This window comes from Kurthia massiliensis (genome assembly GCF_000285555.1).
Taxonomy (GTDB): Bacteria; Bacillota; Bacilli; order Bacillales_A; family Planococcaceae; genus Kurthia; species Kurthia massiliensis.
This window is the reverse complement of sequence record NZ_HE610998.1, coordinates 166,991-181,015: the sequence shown is the minus strand read 5'-3', so window position 1 is coordinate 181,015 and position 14,025 is coordinate 166,991. Positions and strand designations below refer to the sequence as shown.

General features: G+C 37.1%; 14 protein-coding genes. 6 read left to right on the top strand and 8 right to left on the bottom strand.

Annotated features, from left to right (window positions below):
- Nucleotides 1-130: 130 nt before the first annotated feature.
- Nucleotides 131-670 (bottom strand): PadR family transcriptional regulator, encoded by a 540-nt coding sequence (locus KMHG_RS08520; RefSeq protein WP_010288706.1) that lies wholly within the window; start codon nucleotides 668-670, stop codon nucleotides 131-133.
- An 84-nt stretch (nucleotides 671-754) separates the two neighbouring features.
- Here KMHG_RS08520 and KMHG_RS08515 point away from each other — a divergent pair, with 84 nt between their 5' ends.
- Nucleotides 755-1,699 (top strand): GNAT family N-acetyltransferase, encoded by a 945-nt coding sequence (locus KMHG_RS08515; protein WP_010288705.1) that lies wholly within the window; start codon nucleotides 755-757, stop codon nucleotides 1,697-1,699.
- A gap of 144 nt (nucleotides 1,700-1,843) precedes the next feature.
- Nucleotides 1,844-2,266: a hypothetical protein gene (locus KMHG_RS08510; RefSeq protein WP_010288704.1), complete on the top strand. Its 423-nt coding sequence runs from the start codon at nucleotides 1,844-1,846 to the stop codon at nucleotides 2,264-2,266.
- A 35-nt stretch (nucleotides 2,267-2,301) separates the two neighbouring features.
- Here the strand turns inward: KMHG_RS08510 and KMHG_RS08505 are convergent, their stop codons facing one another.
- From KMHG_RS08505 to KMHG_RS08480, 6 genes are all read right to left on the bottom strand, one after another.
- Nucleotides 2,302-3,015, bottom strand: a complete 714-nt coding sequence (locus KMHG_RS08505) for an SDR family NAD(P)-dependent oxidoreductase (protein WP_010288698.1) — start codon at nucleotides 3,013-3,015, stop codon at nucleotides 2,302-2,304.
- Nucleotides 3,016-3,095: 80 nt separating this feature from the next.
- Entirely contained in the window at nucleotides 3,096-4,325 is a 1,230-nt protein-coding gene (locus KMHG_RS08500; RefSeq protein WP_010288697.1) for an ABC transporter permease, read from the bottom strand.
- Nucleotides 4,300-5,217, bottom strand: a complete 918-nt coding sequence (locus KMHG_RS08495; protein ID WP_010288695.1) for an ABC transporter ATP-binding protein — start codon at nucleotides 5,215-5,217, stop codon at nucleotides 4,300-4,302. The genes KMHG_RS08500 and KMHG_RS08495 overlap by 26 nt, the downstream gene beginning before the upstream one ends.
- 91 nt (nucleotides 5,218-5,308) lie before the next feature.
- Nucleotides 5,309-5,923 carry a stage II sporulation protein M gene (locus KMHG_RS08490; protein WP_010288693.1) on the bottom strand — a complete coding sequence of 205 codons (615 nt, stop codon included), beginning with the start codon at nucleotides 5,921-5,923 and terminating at the stop codon, nucleotides 5,309-5,311.
- Between the two features lie 37 nt (nucleotides 5,924-5,960).
- Nucleotides 5,961-6,602, bottom strand: coding sequence for an HAD family hydrolase (locus tag KMHG_RS08485; RefSeq protein ID WP_010288691.1), 642 nt, complete (start codon nucleotides 6,600-6,602; stop codon nucleotides 5,961-5,963).
- A gap of 79 nt (nucleotides 6,603-6,681) precedes the next feature.
- A complete protein-coding gene (locus KMHG_RS08480; RefSeq protein ID WP_010288689.1) occupies nucleotides 6,682-7,338 on the bottom strand; it encodes an acetate uptake transporter in 657 nt (218 codons plus the stop codon).
- A 496-nt stretch (nucleotides 7,339-7,834) separates the two neighbouring features.
- Here KMHG_RS08480 and KMHG_RS08475 point away from each other — a divergent pair, with 496 nt between their 5' ends.
- Complete coding sequence (locus KMHG_RS08475; RefSeq protein ID WP_010288688.1) at nucleotides 7,835-8,746, top strand: ABC transporter ATP-binding protein; 912 nt, start codon at nucleotides 7,835-7,837, stop codon at nucleotides 8,744-8,746.
- Nucleotides 8,724-9,650 carry a DUF2705 family protein gene (locus KMHG_RS08470; protein WP_010288687.1) on the top strand — a complete coding sequence of 309 codons (927 nt, stop codon included), beginning with the start codon at nucleotides 8,724-8,726 and terminating at the stop codon, nucleotides 9,648-9,650. Before KMHG_RS08475 ends, KMHG_RS08470 begins: the two co-directional genes overlap by 23 nt.
- A 162-nt stretch (nucleotides 9,651-9,812) precedes the next feature.
- On the opposite strand, the gene KMHG_RS08465 is transcribed toward KMHG_RS08470, so the two are convergent.
- Entirely contained in the window at nucleotides 9,813-11,657 is a 1,845-nt protein-coding gene (locus tag KMHG_RS08465) for a hypothetical protein (RefSeq protein ID WP_010288686.1), read from the bottom strand.
- Between the two features lie 763 nt (nucleotides 11,658-12,420).
- Between KMHG_RS08465 and KMHG_RS17565 the strand changes: the two genes are divergently transcribed.
- Together KMHG_RS17565 and KMHG_RS17560 are read left to right on the top strand one after the other, a co-directional pair.
- Nucleotides 12,421-12,603 carry a hypothetical protein gene (locus tag KMHG_RS17565; protein ID WP_010288685.1) on the top strand — a complete coding sequence of 61 codons (183 nt, stop codon included), beginning with the start codon at nucleotides 12,421-12,423 and terminating at the stop codon, nucleotides 12,601-12,603.
- 5 nt (nucleotides 12,604-12,608) lie between these two features.
- Nucleotides 12,609-13,946 carry a primase C-terminal domain-containing protein gene (locus tag KMHG_RS17560; RefSeq protein WP_010288683.1) on the top strand — a complete coding sequence of 446 codons (1,338 nt, stop codon included), beginning with the start codon at nucleotides 12,609-12,611 and terminating at the stop codon, nucleotides 13,944-13,946.
- The last annotated feature ends 79 nt before the right edge of the window (nucleotides 13,947-14,025 follow it).

Genomic DNA, 14,025 nt, shown 5'->3' with positions numbered 1-14,025 from the left:
AAAAACCGGAATCGCGCTGTGGCGCGGTTCCGGTTTTTTGTTGCGAACACTAAAAAAAGAAGATGAAATGTTTCGTCCTAGCCTCTTTATAACAAAAGATTATACAATTATATTTTTATAAAATTATGCATTAACGGAGTTTATTAATCGTGTCGTCACACCATCCAACGACGGTATTCGCCATTCTCTTTCCAAAATCAATCGCTAGTAATCCACGATGTTGCTCTTCACTAGAAGCTTTTTTCAATAAATTATCTTCGATTAAATGATACATTTGGAGGCGATGAAGTTGCGCTTCTCGATATTTTTCGAGTTGCTGAATCGTTACATGATTATCTACATCTGCACTTAAAAATAAACGTAGCAATACTTCATTTTTTTCGCCAGGAAATTTTTCAACTGGTTGATATAGCCAATCATTTAGTAGTCGTTCCCCTTCAGCTGTTAAATAATATTCGACACGCTCTGGTTTCTTTGTTTCTAGCTTTTGCTTGCGAATAACAAGCTCATCTTCTACTAACTTTTTCAACGTTGGATAAATTTGACCGTAGCTAATTTTCCAAAAATGAGCTAAACTCGTATCAATCATTCGTTTCATGTCATAACCTGTTCGGCACCCGATCGTCAATAATCCGAGAATCGCATATGTTGTTGGATTGTAATGTGACAACGACATCCCTCCAATCTATTTCATACATATCTATCAAAATGATACCCGTTATCCATAAAAATATGCCAATAGGAGCTGATTTTCATGAAATTGATTCAATATGATGAGTCGTTCGTACAATTAATTGATAATGATATGTGCCGTGAGAAGTCTACCCCATTCCCAATGTTAGCGCATCATTCAGAAGATGTTGTTACCGTTTTAGGTATTGAAAATCAAACGTGCGTCGCTTATTTCATATTAGAAAAATTAACCGATTGTACAACTCGATTGCATGCGATTACAATTGTTCCTCAGTCCGACTATGACGCATACATGACCAAAACGCTGCAGCAATTGCCGGCATTTTTACGAACGCTTTGGCCTAAAACCCAACATATCGAAACGGCGATTGATAAAAAGCGACACGACACGATTCAACGTTATCGACAATACGGATTTATTGATACGTTTATAGACGTAATAGATGGAGAGACCGAACAAACAATTCTTCACTACGATTTACGCGAATTGACGATTCAATATTTTACGACATCAGATTTCTCAACTATAACGCAATGGCTCACAAATGAAACAGACATTACGTTATGGGGAGGCGATTCATTCACATACCCACTCACGACTGAACAACTAACAAAATACATTCGAAATGCGAATCATTATCTTGCAGAGCGATACATTTTTAAAGTACTTTATCAAGGAGACGTCATTGGGCATATTTCAATTACTCAAATTGATCGTAAAAATGACAGTGCACGAATCGAGCATGTATTAATTGGTGACCCAGCACTTCGAGGGCAACGTCTCGGTGAACGCATGATGCGACAAACGCTGAACTTTTGTTTTAAGCAGTTGAAGCTACATCGTGTAACACTCGGCGTCTACGATTTTAATGAAGCGGCGATTCAATGTTATGAAAAAGTAGGTTTCCGAAAAGAAGGCCACTTGCGCGATACATTGAAAGTAAACGGTACATTTTGGAGTATGTATGAAATGAGTATGATCGATCATGAATGGATAATTGTATAATTCTATAAAAATATAAATGACTTATTTCACAATGAAATTTGAATAACCTTTTTCTTTAGCATTGTTAGTTTGTAAACATATAGAAGCAAATTGTGAAAATATGGTATGCTATAGTCATCTTATCAAAGAAAGAGTGAACGCAATATGCCACAAATTACAGCCTTTGATTTTATTTTAAAAACGAATGAACGTCTTCATTTCGATGCAGATGATTTTCGTATGATTCATTTCGGAACGATTACAGATGCTGAAGATGAACAAATCGCAGAAGATATTAGCGTCTTTTTATATCGTAATGCCAATCAACTATCTTCTTACGTCACACGTTTAGATGCGAGTGAACCTATTTTGCCATTCGAACGCATTCAACAAACGGCCGATATCGCACATATTCAACTAACATATGATGACGATACAAATGCACAATATCGTATTGGTTGGCACGCTGATGCACAGTCTAATCAATATCAAACGAGTATCGTTCATCCACGCAGCGGTGATTTATTATTAACGATTAGTGCAAAACAAACCGTTACACAACAATTTAGAGAAGTATTAATGCCTTAAATCAACAAAGGACTTGCCGCAGCAAGTCCTTTTTATTACGGCTCGTAAATCATTTTCTTCGTCATACCGCCATCTATCGTCATATTTTCACCGGTAATGAAATTGTTAGCAAGGTCAGTTAAAAATAAACAAGCGCGTGCAATATCAGCAGGCTTCCCAACACGGTTTGATAAATGTTGTGCATGGTCAATATCACGCAAACCTTCGTAATCCATCGTTTCAATCCAACCAGGTGAAATACTATTGACCGTAATATTGTACGGCGCAAGTGAACGAGCAAATGCATGCGTTAATGCAATAATACCACCTTTTGATGCCGCATATGATTCCGTATGTGGCTCTGACATGAACGCACGTGTCGATGCTAAATTGACAACGCTCCCACCAGTTGCTTTCATGTAATGCACTGCTTCTTTCGTGCATAAAAAGACGCTACGTAAATTCGTATCCAACACGTCATCAAACTGTTCAATCGTTAACTCAAGTGGATCGATAAAAACGACTTTCCCTGCATTGTTAATTAAAATATCAATCGCACCGAATTGTTCATACGTTTTTTGCATACATGCGCGTACATCTGCTTCGATTCGAACATCGGTTTTGATAAACGTTGCACCGATCGTCGTCGCAATGTCCTGTCCATTTTGCGCAATATCAGCAATGACAACTTGATTACCTGCTTCGATAAAATGTTCAGCGATGGCACGACCAATGCCTTGCGCGCCGCCTGTAACAATGACTGTTTTCATTTACAACACTCCTTTTTATACTATTATCAAATTATACATTTATAAAAATAGCCTCTATAATGTATATAGAGGCTGATATTTTACGTTGTAAACTTCCAAACGTTTTTTAATTTTTGCCACAAGCTTCCTGTGCTATACGTTAAAACACTGCGACGATATAGCGAAACCGTAAATACGAAAATAACTGCGAGCGTCACTGCTAATATCGCCAATGCGATAATTGCCGACGTCGTACTTAAATCAGTTGCACTATAGCGAAGTGGCATCAGCATACCAGACGTAAATGGCACGAACGATAAAATACGTACGAGCGCAATGTCTGGATTTGACATGCCATATACTAAACTAAAGAACCCAGCCATCATTAACATCATAACAGGCATATTCGCTTGTCCTGCTTCTTCGACTTTTGATACGAGTGAGCCCATTAAAGCACCTAATGTTAAATATAGTAGCAACGTCAAAATGAAAAATAGCGCGACAATCCAAATGTAAGCACTGCTTAAATCAGATGTCATATCGGTAATCGTTTTCCATAAGTCTCGATTCGTCACGTTAAATGCGATCAGCGCCGTCGCGATTAAAATCACAATTTGCGTAAACCCAACAGCAAACACCGAAACGATTTTTGCCATTAAATGTTGGTTTGGACGAACGGACGCCATCAATACTTCTAACACACGCGAGCCTTTTTCAGAAGCGATATCTGTCGTAATCATCGATGAATACGTAAGGACAAATAAATAAATTAAAAATCCAATGACGTACGATACACCGATACCGACCATTTTCGCTTGTGAACTTTTTCCACTATCTGCTTCTTTTAATGACACTTCTTTTATATTCGCTTGTGCGTTTAATAGCGTTTCAGCTTCTTTCGCTGATAAATTTAATTGTTGAATACCATAAATTTTGCTCGCACTATCGACATGCGTTTCAACAGATTGTTGTAATGTGAGCGTCGGTGACTCATATGTAACGAATGTCGTTTGAAGTTGTCCCTTTTGATCTTGTAAATAAAGCGCCCCGTCATAATCACCATCTTTTACTTGCTGGTCTAACGTTTTTCGTGATGCGTCTACTTTTTTATATGCGATTTCCCCAGAAGCCGGGAAATTTGCAGCTAATTGTTTCGTCTCATCTACGAGCGCAACCGTTACTTGATCATCACCTGAGAAAATATCTTTAATCGAAGACCAATTGACCGCAATTAAAATGACAGCCATATATAAGAGCGTGATCAATAAAAATGATTTTGCTTTAATTTTTTGTAAGTAATTTTGTTTAATGAGTAGGAGCGTTTTGTTCATCAGAAGCACCTACTTTCAATTTGAAAATTTCATCGAGGGATAAATAATCCATACTAAATTTCTCGATATATCGACCTTGACTGATTTTTTCAAACAACATTGGCCCATACGTTTCATCTTTCAATCGCAACGTATAACCGTCATTTGTTTCTTTTACACTTATCACACCATCTAAAGCACTTAAATCTGCTTTTGTCATCGGCGTGCGCACACGCAAATTCACTTTACCGTACTGTGCTTTTAATGCTTGTAAGTCACCTGAAAATAAAGATTTGCCACGTTTTAAAATACATAAACGGTCACAAAGTTCTTCAACGTTATCCATTTGATGACTTGAAAATAAAATCGTTGTACCTGCTTCTTTTAATGATAAAATAGCAGCCATTAATAAATCACGGTTCACCGGATCTAATCCACTAAATGGCTCGTCTAAAATAAGAAACTGTGGTTCATGAATAAAGCTCGCAATTAATTGCACTTTTTGTTGATTCCCTTTTGATAATGTCTCCGCTTTATCTTTTCGTTTTTCGACTAATTCAAAACGTTCTAGCCAATAATCAATTTTCGGCTTTAATTGTTTTTTCGTTTTACCGCGCAATTCACCGAAAAAATATAACTGCTCTTCAACGCGCATTTGCGGATAAATCCCACGTTCCTCTGGTAAATAACCGAGTAAATCACGATTTAATTTATTCACCGATTCTCCGTCCCATAAAATATCGCCCGACGTCGTTTCTTGTAAATTTAAAATCATGCGAAATGTCGTCGTCTTTCCCGCACCATTTTGTCCAATTAAACCGAAAATTTCTCCACGATCAATCGTAAAATCAATTTGGTCAACTGCTACAAAATCACGATACTTTTTCGTGACATTTGATAATGTAAGTGTCATGTCATTCCTCCAATCTCCTGTCTTATATCCACTATACACTGAATTCAATAACAAAAAAAGGAAACCTCTTTTAAAAAGTTTCCTCGTCTCGTTAGCGATATCCCCACTGTAAAAGAATGGGGGTAATATAACTTTCAATCACACCCGCCAATAACATTCCTGGCGTGAGCACGCAAATAAGTTGTAACAACGCTTTTTTCGCTTCTATCGTAATTTGGTGATTTTTCCCGCCTGAGAAAATCCATTTGTAAACCGCATTATTCACTTTCATCGCAATCGCAATCGCTAAAAAAATCATCGGCAATTCAATGATGCCATGTGGCAAAATACCAAGTACGAAGCTTTTGAAAATGCCTTGCCCGGTCTCTCCCATAATGTAAGCGACCATTCCTAACACAGCACTATTCATCGCAAAGGTTGCTAAATAAAGTGGTAGTGGTAAAAAAGCAAACACAATTACTTGTGCACAGACAAGCCAGTTATTAGAGAAAATATCAATGAATGTTTGGTGTTCGGATTGTGTTGCCATTTCATTCACTTTCTCTTTACCGCCTAGCATATCTAATAATCTTTCCATAATGCCCGACACATCAACTTTACCGACTTTTAATCCGACATACGTAGCGATACCGATAATAATACCGATGATAAGAAATTGAAGCCAAGCGTGACCGTAATGACGTTTCGTCTCTTTGAAAACATCCATAAATATTTGTTTAAACACCTTTTATACAATTATAGTTTTATAAAATTATATCTTTTAACGCCGCTAATGTATGCACAATATGGTTAGCTTGCGCCGATGCTAATTCTTCATGCGAACCATAACCAAACGTTACGCCGATACTTTCAACGTGATTTTCTGCTGCACCTAGCATATCATGTTTTCGGTCCCCAACCATGTAGCAGTCTTCTGGTGAAACGTCTAACAATCGAAGCGCTTCAGCGATGACTTCCGATTTTGCAGAACGCGTGCCATCTAATTCACTACCTACGATATATTCAAAGTAATGGGCAAATTGGAAGTGGTTCGCAATTTCAATCGCAAAGACAGTCGGTTTAGACGTCGCAATCGCTAAGCGTACCCCTTTTCGTTGCAGCGCCTCTAACATATCAATAACACCATCAAACAAATGATTTTCGTAAAGGCCAACTGTTTGAAAACGTTCGCGGTAATAAAAAATAGCACGCTCTGCTTGTGCTTCACTAAAATGATAATCTTCCATAAATGATGTTTTTAATGGTGGTCCGATAAATGGTATGAGTACATCTAAATCTGGAATATGTATATCAAATTTTGAAAGTGCATATTGTACACTTTTCGTAATCCCTTCCTTTGGGTCTGTAAGCGTTCCGTCTAAATCAAATAACACAACATGTTTCATGTTCATTCCCCCTTACAATAATTATACACAAAATGATATAAAAAAAGACTGCAACGTCATCGTTACAGTCTTTCTGTTATTAGTGTGAAGACATTTCTTCTTGTTCACCATGTTTGGCAACATAGCGCTCACGTGTAATGATGCCAAATGGTTTGCCTAGCGGCACAAAGTTGAAACCGAAGTGACGGTTTAAAACGTTACCACCTGCACCGTATAAGCTGAATAAAGCAACTAGAAGCTCTGACCAAGCAGCTACTTCATGCATGAAGTGTTCTGCAACACCGAATGAACTTAATGATAAACCTAAGAATAGGAAGTTGATTAAGAAGAAAATAAAGAATAATACTTTATTCGTTTCTAACGCACCAATTGTCATAAAGATCGTGAATACTAAAAATCCTAAGTAAGCCATGCCAAGTTGTGCTGGATCCACTGCTGCGAACGATTCACCTAGTAAACCTGCTTGCGCCATCCAACAACCACCTACTGCTAACCAGAAAAATCCGTATGCACCGAACGCTGTTGCCCCGAATGTATTGTTTAATTTAGCATCTAAAATTGATGCATATAATTGCATAAAGCCTCCTAAGAAAATGGCCCATGGAAGCACGTAACCTAAACCTTCAGTCCACCCTAGTTTTTGCGATGATGCGACAATTGTGACAATCGCAAGACCAAATAAACCGATACCTGATGGATCCGCCACTGATTGGCGAACTGTTGTTACATTTTTCATTTAAATCCCCCTTACTGCTATTTCGTGTTGTGTTTTTTCTTTCTTAAACAAATATTAACCGTTTACAGTAACGAATAGATCATTTTGGCAGAAATAAGAGATTTTTCGTCATTTTTAAGGGATTACATTACCTTAAAAAGAATATTTTGTTTTTAAACAGAAAAAAATAATTTATTCGAGCATAAATGTGTACTAGAACAGATGGTCATAAAATTATTATTTTTTAATAGAATTGACGTTTTTCACGATATTATACTAATACAGTTTACATATATCACTCATACAACATTTTTACTTATATATTTTATTCTTCTTATTATAAGGAACATTTTTACATTTATAATAGTCTACATGAACAACACGAAAATCGTACACCTCTTGTCATACACAAAATATCGTATTAAAGATTCCATATTTTGTGTATGATGGAATAAAGAGTTGCTATTTCTTCGTGAAAAAGGCATCTTCCTATACGAAAGATGAAAGGGTGAAGCAAATGGAACCTATTGTACGCGTGAAAAATTTGTCAAAAACGATTCGTTCAAAACAAATCATTCGCAACATTGATTTCGAACTATTCCCAGGGCAAATCACAGGCTTTATCGGTCCAAATGGTGCGGGTAAAACGACAACGATTCGTATGATGACCGGCTTGATGGAACCGACAAACGGTATCGTAGAAATTAACGGTATTTCAATGCAACAACATTTTAGTGAGGCGATTCGACCTGTCGGCGTGATCGTAGAAAATCCTGAACTGTACGGCTATATGTCCGGGTATAAAAACTTATTGCACTTTGCACGCATGCACGGTCCTGTTGATGAAACGTTATTAAAAGACGTTATTTTACAAGTTGGTTTAGCAGAGCGCATTAATGAAAAAGTATCGACGTATTCATTAGGAATGCGTCAACGTCTCGGTTTAGCTCAAGCGCTATTACACAAGCCGAAGTTTTTAATTTTAGATGAACCTACAAATGGCTTAGACCCAGCAGGGATTAAAGAGTTACGTCAGTTATTACGGAAATTAGCAGATGAAGAAGGCGTTGCTGTCCTCGTTTCTAGTCATTTACTCGCTGAAATTGAATTAATGTGCGACCGCATTATTATTATTCAACGCGGCGAAATTATTGAAACACGTGATATTCACCAAACAGAAGCAGCTCGTTACGTATTAGAATCCGATTCAAAAGCGATAGAAATATTGAATTTATACAATTATCGTTTTACACAATTAGAAAATACTACAATTATAAATATTGAACGCCAAGATGTACCGTTGTTAATTCAGCGTCTGGCAGAAGCAAAAGTGCTAGTTTACAGTATTTATCCATACAATGAAACGTTAGAAGAGCAATTTTTAGAAGTGACGGGAGGTAGTAATCATGTTCCGACTCATACAAAATGAACGCATGAAACTATGGTCTAAAAAAGGTACCTGGATCATGATGATTCTTCTCATCCTCGCGACCGTTTGTTACGCACTTCTGACAAAATCTATAGCGTACGATGACGTAAGCTGGCAAACTGCTGAAAAAGAAAATATTACGTATTCAAAATCGTATTTAGAAGATACGACGATGACCGCTACTGAAAGACAGCAGACGGAAGATTCAATTGCGATTTCACAATATCGTCTCGCTGAAAATATACCACCTATTGATGGTGTGAGCACAGAAGGCTATTTATTAGGCACACCATCGTTCATGTTGTTAATTATGCTCGTCGGCGTGATCGTTGCCAGCACGATTGTTTCAAGTGAATATCAAAAAGGGACGATTAAAATGTTATTAACGCGCCCGGTATCTCGCGCAAAAATTTTGACGTCAAAATTGCTTACAACTTTTGAATATGCATTATTAATGGCTTTACTCACCTTCGTATTAAATGTCATTTTCGCTTATGTACTGTTTGATCAATTAGGTGGCGTCAATCTCACAATGGAAAATGGTCAAATCGTCCATGAAAATTTATGGACAGCCATTAGCCGTAGTTTTGCTTTTGAACTCGTTATGGTCATCATGAGCATTTTATTCTCATTCATGATTAGCACCGTAACACGTTCAAGCAGTTTAGCAATTGGCTTAACGATTTTCCTTTCAATGGCTTCTTCAATTATTACCGTATTCTTTTATAAATTTGCTTTCATTAAATACATCTGGTTATCAGTAATGGACCTTGAAAGCATTTACGAACACAATCATATGCTCAATGTAACAGTCGGATTTGCTTGTGCCGTCCATGCAGTTTACGCAATTATTTTCTTAACGATTGCGTATTGGCGTTTCACAAAATCAGACGTTACCGCTTAAATAGAGAAAAGCTGCCTCATAAATAGGCAGCTTTTTCTTTAAAAATATAGAATTATACAATTATAAATTTTGAGTTTCTTCCTATTATATAAACTTTATTTAATGTCGTTCTATTTGGATAATTGTATAATTCTATAATAGTAGAAAATCGTTTAACAAACGTTAAACGATTTCTCCCTCTAGCGCTGGTTCATTTTCTTGTGATAACACATACCATTCATTAATCCACTGTTCTAAGTTTTGAATTGTTTCGACTTTCTTCGGCATCTTACCTGTTTTCAAATAACGCTGTACGGCACTATAAGAGACATTCGCTTCTTCAGCGATAACCGATAATGGAATATTACGTGATGTTTTAATTTCTTTTAAAATATCTGGCGATAATTCAATTCTTGTTTTTTCTTGTTTCGTTTCGACATACACTTCATTCGAAATCGTTTGCGGACTGAGCAATTTACGATTTTCTTCAACTACGACATCTGGTGGTAAAATGACGACCTTCACTTGTGACCATTCATTTTTATACCAATAACGTTGCTCAGCGATTTCTTCATCAGTGAAAGGCGTTTCATAATACCAAGATTTGAGAACGGAATCGTGCATTAATTCATCTAGCACCGTTTCCATTTTCTCGCGATGTTTTGATCCTGTATAACGTGGATTTAAATCCATCGCCTTCGTTAATTCTTGAACCGTAAACGGACGTAGTAAATCTTCGTTTCGCACTTTCCATTCATAATTCAAATAACGGACGAGTCGCTTATGTGGGCGTTTTTGATAATAGTTGTATTGAAATACTTTGTAATCTAAATAACCAAATGATTGGGTACTATCCGTTAAATAATAAGCGAGTAATGATGATGGTTTAATCGTTAATGAATAAATCCCTTTCGCTTGCCCTGTTTTTTTATCGTACGCCATTTCAAGCGAACCAATTTGGAACATCGGTTGGAAGTTCGTTAAGTCATACTCTGTACGGTCTTCTAAGTTCGCTTCATTGACGATAATAAAATCATCATTTTCCACCGCAATCCATACACTTGATAAGGCAGCGACACGTTGCATAATCGCAAAGCGTTCACGTTCACGTGTTTTAAAGTTTTGTCGATATGGATCGGCATATTTTAATTTCAATGCTTCATCACTCTCAAAATGAATATAGCCTTCTGAATTTTTCGAGCTTACCATCCATAAGTATGAAATCAAATCGAATAAATCCGCTGATAATTCATCTAACGACGTAATTGCTGATTCCATTAATGAAAACCATACTTTTTTCTTCTCCACTGTATCAGCTGGTAAACGTTGAATTTCTTCATTCGTTCGAATTTCCGCCTGCCCTTGCAAGCTGCCGTCCATGCCAATAATGTCTTTTGAATACGTCCCATTTTCATTTTTCGTAAAATCAGGTTTCGTCACTAAATCACGTAAAATTTGAAAAGTTGAACTAGAATTTGCATATAAGTGTTCTTTTTCAATAATGCGATCAATCGGTTGCTCTAATTCAATATGCACGAGATCCGCAGATATGTCCTCTTTTTGAATCATTTCTTTTACGAGTGGCTCTGCCAATTCTTTTAATTCTTTCATTTTTGATTCAACGAGCGACTTTTGTGGTGGCTTTTTGATTTTTTGAGGGATTTCTGACTTTTTCGGTGCTGGTTCAACCGTTTTGAATGACTTTTGTGGTTCAACATTCGGTTGTTTTAGCAACGGTTCAATTTTCATGCGCACATATTCAATATTTTTTTCAACACGTTCAATTAATGTCGCCTTATTGTAAGGCTGCAATTCAAAAAAGTCCTCATTAATGACTTTTAATAGTTTAATAAAGCTCGCTGACGATTCATAATTTTCATCAACACTGAGCATAAAAGCATCTTCTGACCATTGAATGACTTGATCGGGATATTCAGCAACAAAATATGGCTGCACAATCTCACAAATCGCCAATGGTTTCCATTCTTTTTTGATTAATAACGTTGGAGGTAACTGTTCATAGTTCATGATGTACCGCCTTTCTAGATCATTGATTAGTAGTAGTATAGCAAAATTATTCATATTCATGTAATTATTCATAAATGCGCCATGAATGTCGCTCGCATCTCACAAAATTTGGCAATTCAGTTATTCAAATAAGTGCCACAAGTGTCGGTCGTAAAATAAGTGTCATTCGAATGCCAGCCACAAATGTCCCTCATATATTAAGAATTATTCATTTTTGGACCACAAGTGTCGCTCGATTCACCTTCCTATCACTAATTATTCATTTTTGGACCACAAGTGTCGCTCGAACACATTCAATTATTCAAATTATGACCACAAGTGTCGCTCGATTAGCGCGAGCGTCATTCATTTTTGGACCACAAGTGTCGCTCAAAATTTTTTTTTGGACCACAAGTGTCGCTCGATTGAATTGTTCAAAATCAAGAATCGCGTCAAATCAATTATTCAAAAGCTTTTCTATTATTCATTTTTGGACCACAAGTGTCGCTCGCCACAAGTGTCGCTCGCCACAAGTGTCGCTCGATTTTCTGTGGATAACTTCAAAACCCTTTCGTATCAGTGGTTCAAGCACTATGAGTTATCCACAGAAATTATTCAATTCACTCAAAAAGTGGACCACAAGTGTCGGATAACGCCGTTTTTGACACTAAAAAAAACCCCTTCAAACCGTTGGGGCTGTAAGGCTCAAGCCATTATTCAAAAAACCATTATTCATAATTCACGCCGATTTTTTTTACTATACTAAAAATCGGAGGTGAAAACTATGAACATGTCAGCAGTTTACGAACAATTATTTAAATCATCCATTCATCGTTATAAACAAAAATATTCATCTGCTTCGAAGGAGGCGCAAACGAAAGCACAAGCAACGGAAGCGCAACATATTCAAGGCGGTATTTTTGTTGTGCGTCAAAAAGTAAGATTTTTGCTTCAACACTTGGCGTAAAGGGTATGATTGTAACATCGATCGAAGCGCTGCTTGCTCATCGTCATTCACTTTCACACTTTACACCGAATCCTTATGTGTCTTATACATATAGTGACATTGCGCGAAAACACATTACAGGATTCAGCGAAGAAAACTTATTGCAACTGAATACATTTGTCGTAGATATTGATACGAAGCGTTATTCAGTGCAAGAGCTCGTCTTAACAGCGATGGATGAGAGTATCGGTGTTCCAACGTTAGTCGTTGAATCAACACGTGGCTATCAAATGTATTTTATGCTAGAAACACCGTTTTACTTATCCACAGATCGTAAATCTCATAGTTTGCACATTGCAAAACGCATTGCGCAAAATTTAAAACATAGCTTATCAAGTGTAGAAACCGACATTTATTGCAATGACTTCGGATTTTTCCGCTTGCCTACAGAAGCAAATATTCGTTTTTGCCAATTAGAACAGCAATACGACGTTGCTTCACTTATTGATTGGTCAATGCGTATCGATGGCGACGAAAATCGTTTACTGTACGCACCAAAAAAGGCGGCAAAATCATTAAAAGCGACGGAGCAGCCTTGGTTCCAAGCAATCATTAAAGCAAAACATTTACGCGGTCAAAAAGGGCAAATTGGGCGTAATAATGCGATTTTTACGTTGGCTCTCGCATGCTATCAAGATCAATTGCCTTTTGAACAGACGTATAACTTAATGGATGAATGGAATTCTATGTTGACATATCCACTAAAAGATAACGAAGTGCGTACAATTTGTCGTTCTGCTTATTCTGGAAAATATCATGGCCCACAAAAAGCGTACATCGAGCAATTACTCGTACAATATGTCGATGAATCTATTGCATTGCCACAGTTATCGACAGGTGGCTGGTATAAACATAAAAAAGAACGCAAAGATCGTGTGCGCTCTCATCTTTCAGAGTGGGAACAAGATCTTGTCACGTTCATTGAAAATCGTGTTACACCAGCGTCACCTTACGTACAAATGTCTCAAAGCACATTATGCAAATCATTAGGCATTCCGAAAAGTACGTTAAATAAATTGCTGAACGCAACAACGAAAATTGTGCGCAAAACGACTGGTGCAGGTCGTAATGCCGTCACAACATTTTCTACAACTGCTGTTTTAACAAAACATTTTATTCAAACATTTTTACAAGCAAAACAAACAGAACCATCGTTTATTGCATTTATGCTTCCGCAAATTGAATGCATTACGACGGTCGCTTCAAGACGCACATTAATCGCATCTTGCTATGATATCGCCTACACAATAGACAATTACAGGCGAAGGCGTCCTTCAATCCCTTTATTGGTCCACAGTGCCTAAACATATTTATATACCTGTGTTCCACGTGAAACAATTTATAAATTAAACCTGACCCCACATTGAATTTATAAAACATGAT

Bases quoted from the DNA above. Each gene is read 5' to 3' on its own strand.
- KMHG_RS08515 (WP_010288705.1), top strand. From the start codon at position 755: ATGAAATTGATTCAATATGATGAGTCGTTCGTACAATTAATTGATAAT.
- KMHG_RS08510 (WP_010288704.1), top strand. From the start codon at position 1,844: ATGCCACAAATTACAGCCTTTGATTTTATTTTAAAAACGAATGAACGT.
- KMHG_RS08505 (WP_010288698.1), bottom strand. From the start codon at position 3,015: ATGAAAACAGTCATTGTTACAGGCGGCGCGCAAGGCATTGGTCGTGCC.
- KMHG_RS08500 (WP_010288697.1), bottom strand. From the start codon at position 4,325: ATGAACAAAACGCTCCTACTCATTAAACAAAATTACTTACAAAAAATT.
- KMHG_RS08495 (WP_010288695.1), bottom strand. From the start codon at position 5,217: ATGACACTTACATTATCAAATGTCACGAAAAAGTATCGTGATTTTGTA.
- KMHG_RS08490 (WP_010288693.1), bottom strand. From the start codon at position 5,923: ATGGATGTTTTCAAAGAGACGAAACGTCATTACGGTCACGCTTGGCTT.
- KMHG_RS08485 (WP_010288691.1), bottom strand. From the start codon at position 6,602: ATGAAACATGTTGTGTTATTTGATTTAGACGGAACGCTTACAGACCCA.
- KMHG_RS08480 (WP_010288689.1), bottom strand. From the start codon at position 7,338: ATGAAAAATGTAACAACAGTTCGCCAATCAGTGGCGGATCCATCAGGT.
- KMHG_RS08475 (WP_010288688.1), top strand. From the start codon at position 7,835: ATGGAACCTATTGTACGCGTGAAAAATTTGTCAAAAACGATTCGTTCA.
- KMHG_RS08470 (WP_010288687.1), top strand. From the start codon at position 8,724: ATGTTCCGACTCATACAAAATGAACGCATGAAACTATGGTCTAAAAAA.
- KMHG_RS08465 (WP_010288686.1), bottom strand. From the start codon at position 11,657: ATGAACTATGAACAGTTACCTCCAACGTTATTAATCAAAAAAGAATGG.
- KMHG_RS17565 (WP_010288685.1), top strand. From the start codon at position 12,421: ATGAACATGTCAGCAGTTTACGAACAATTATTTAAATCATCCATTCAT.
- KMHG_RS17560 (WP_010288683.1), top strand. From the start codon at position 12,609: ATGATTGTAACATCGATCGAAGCGCTGCTTGCTCATCGTCATTCACTT.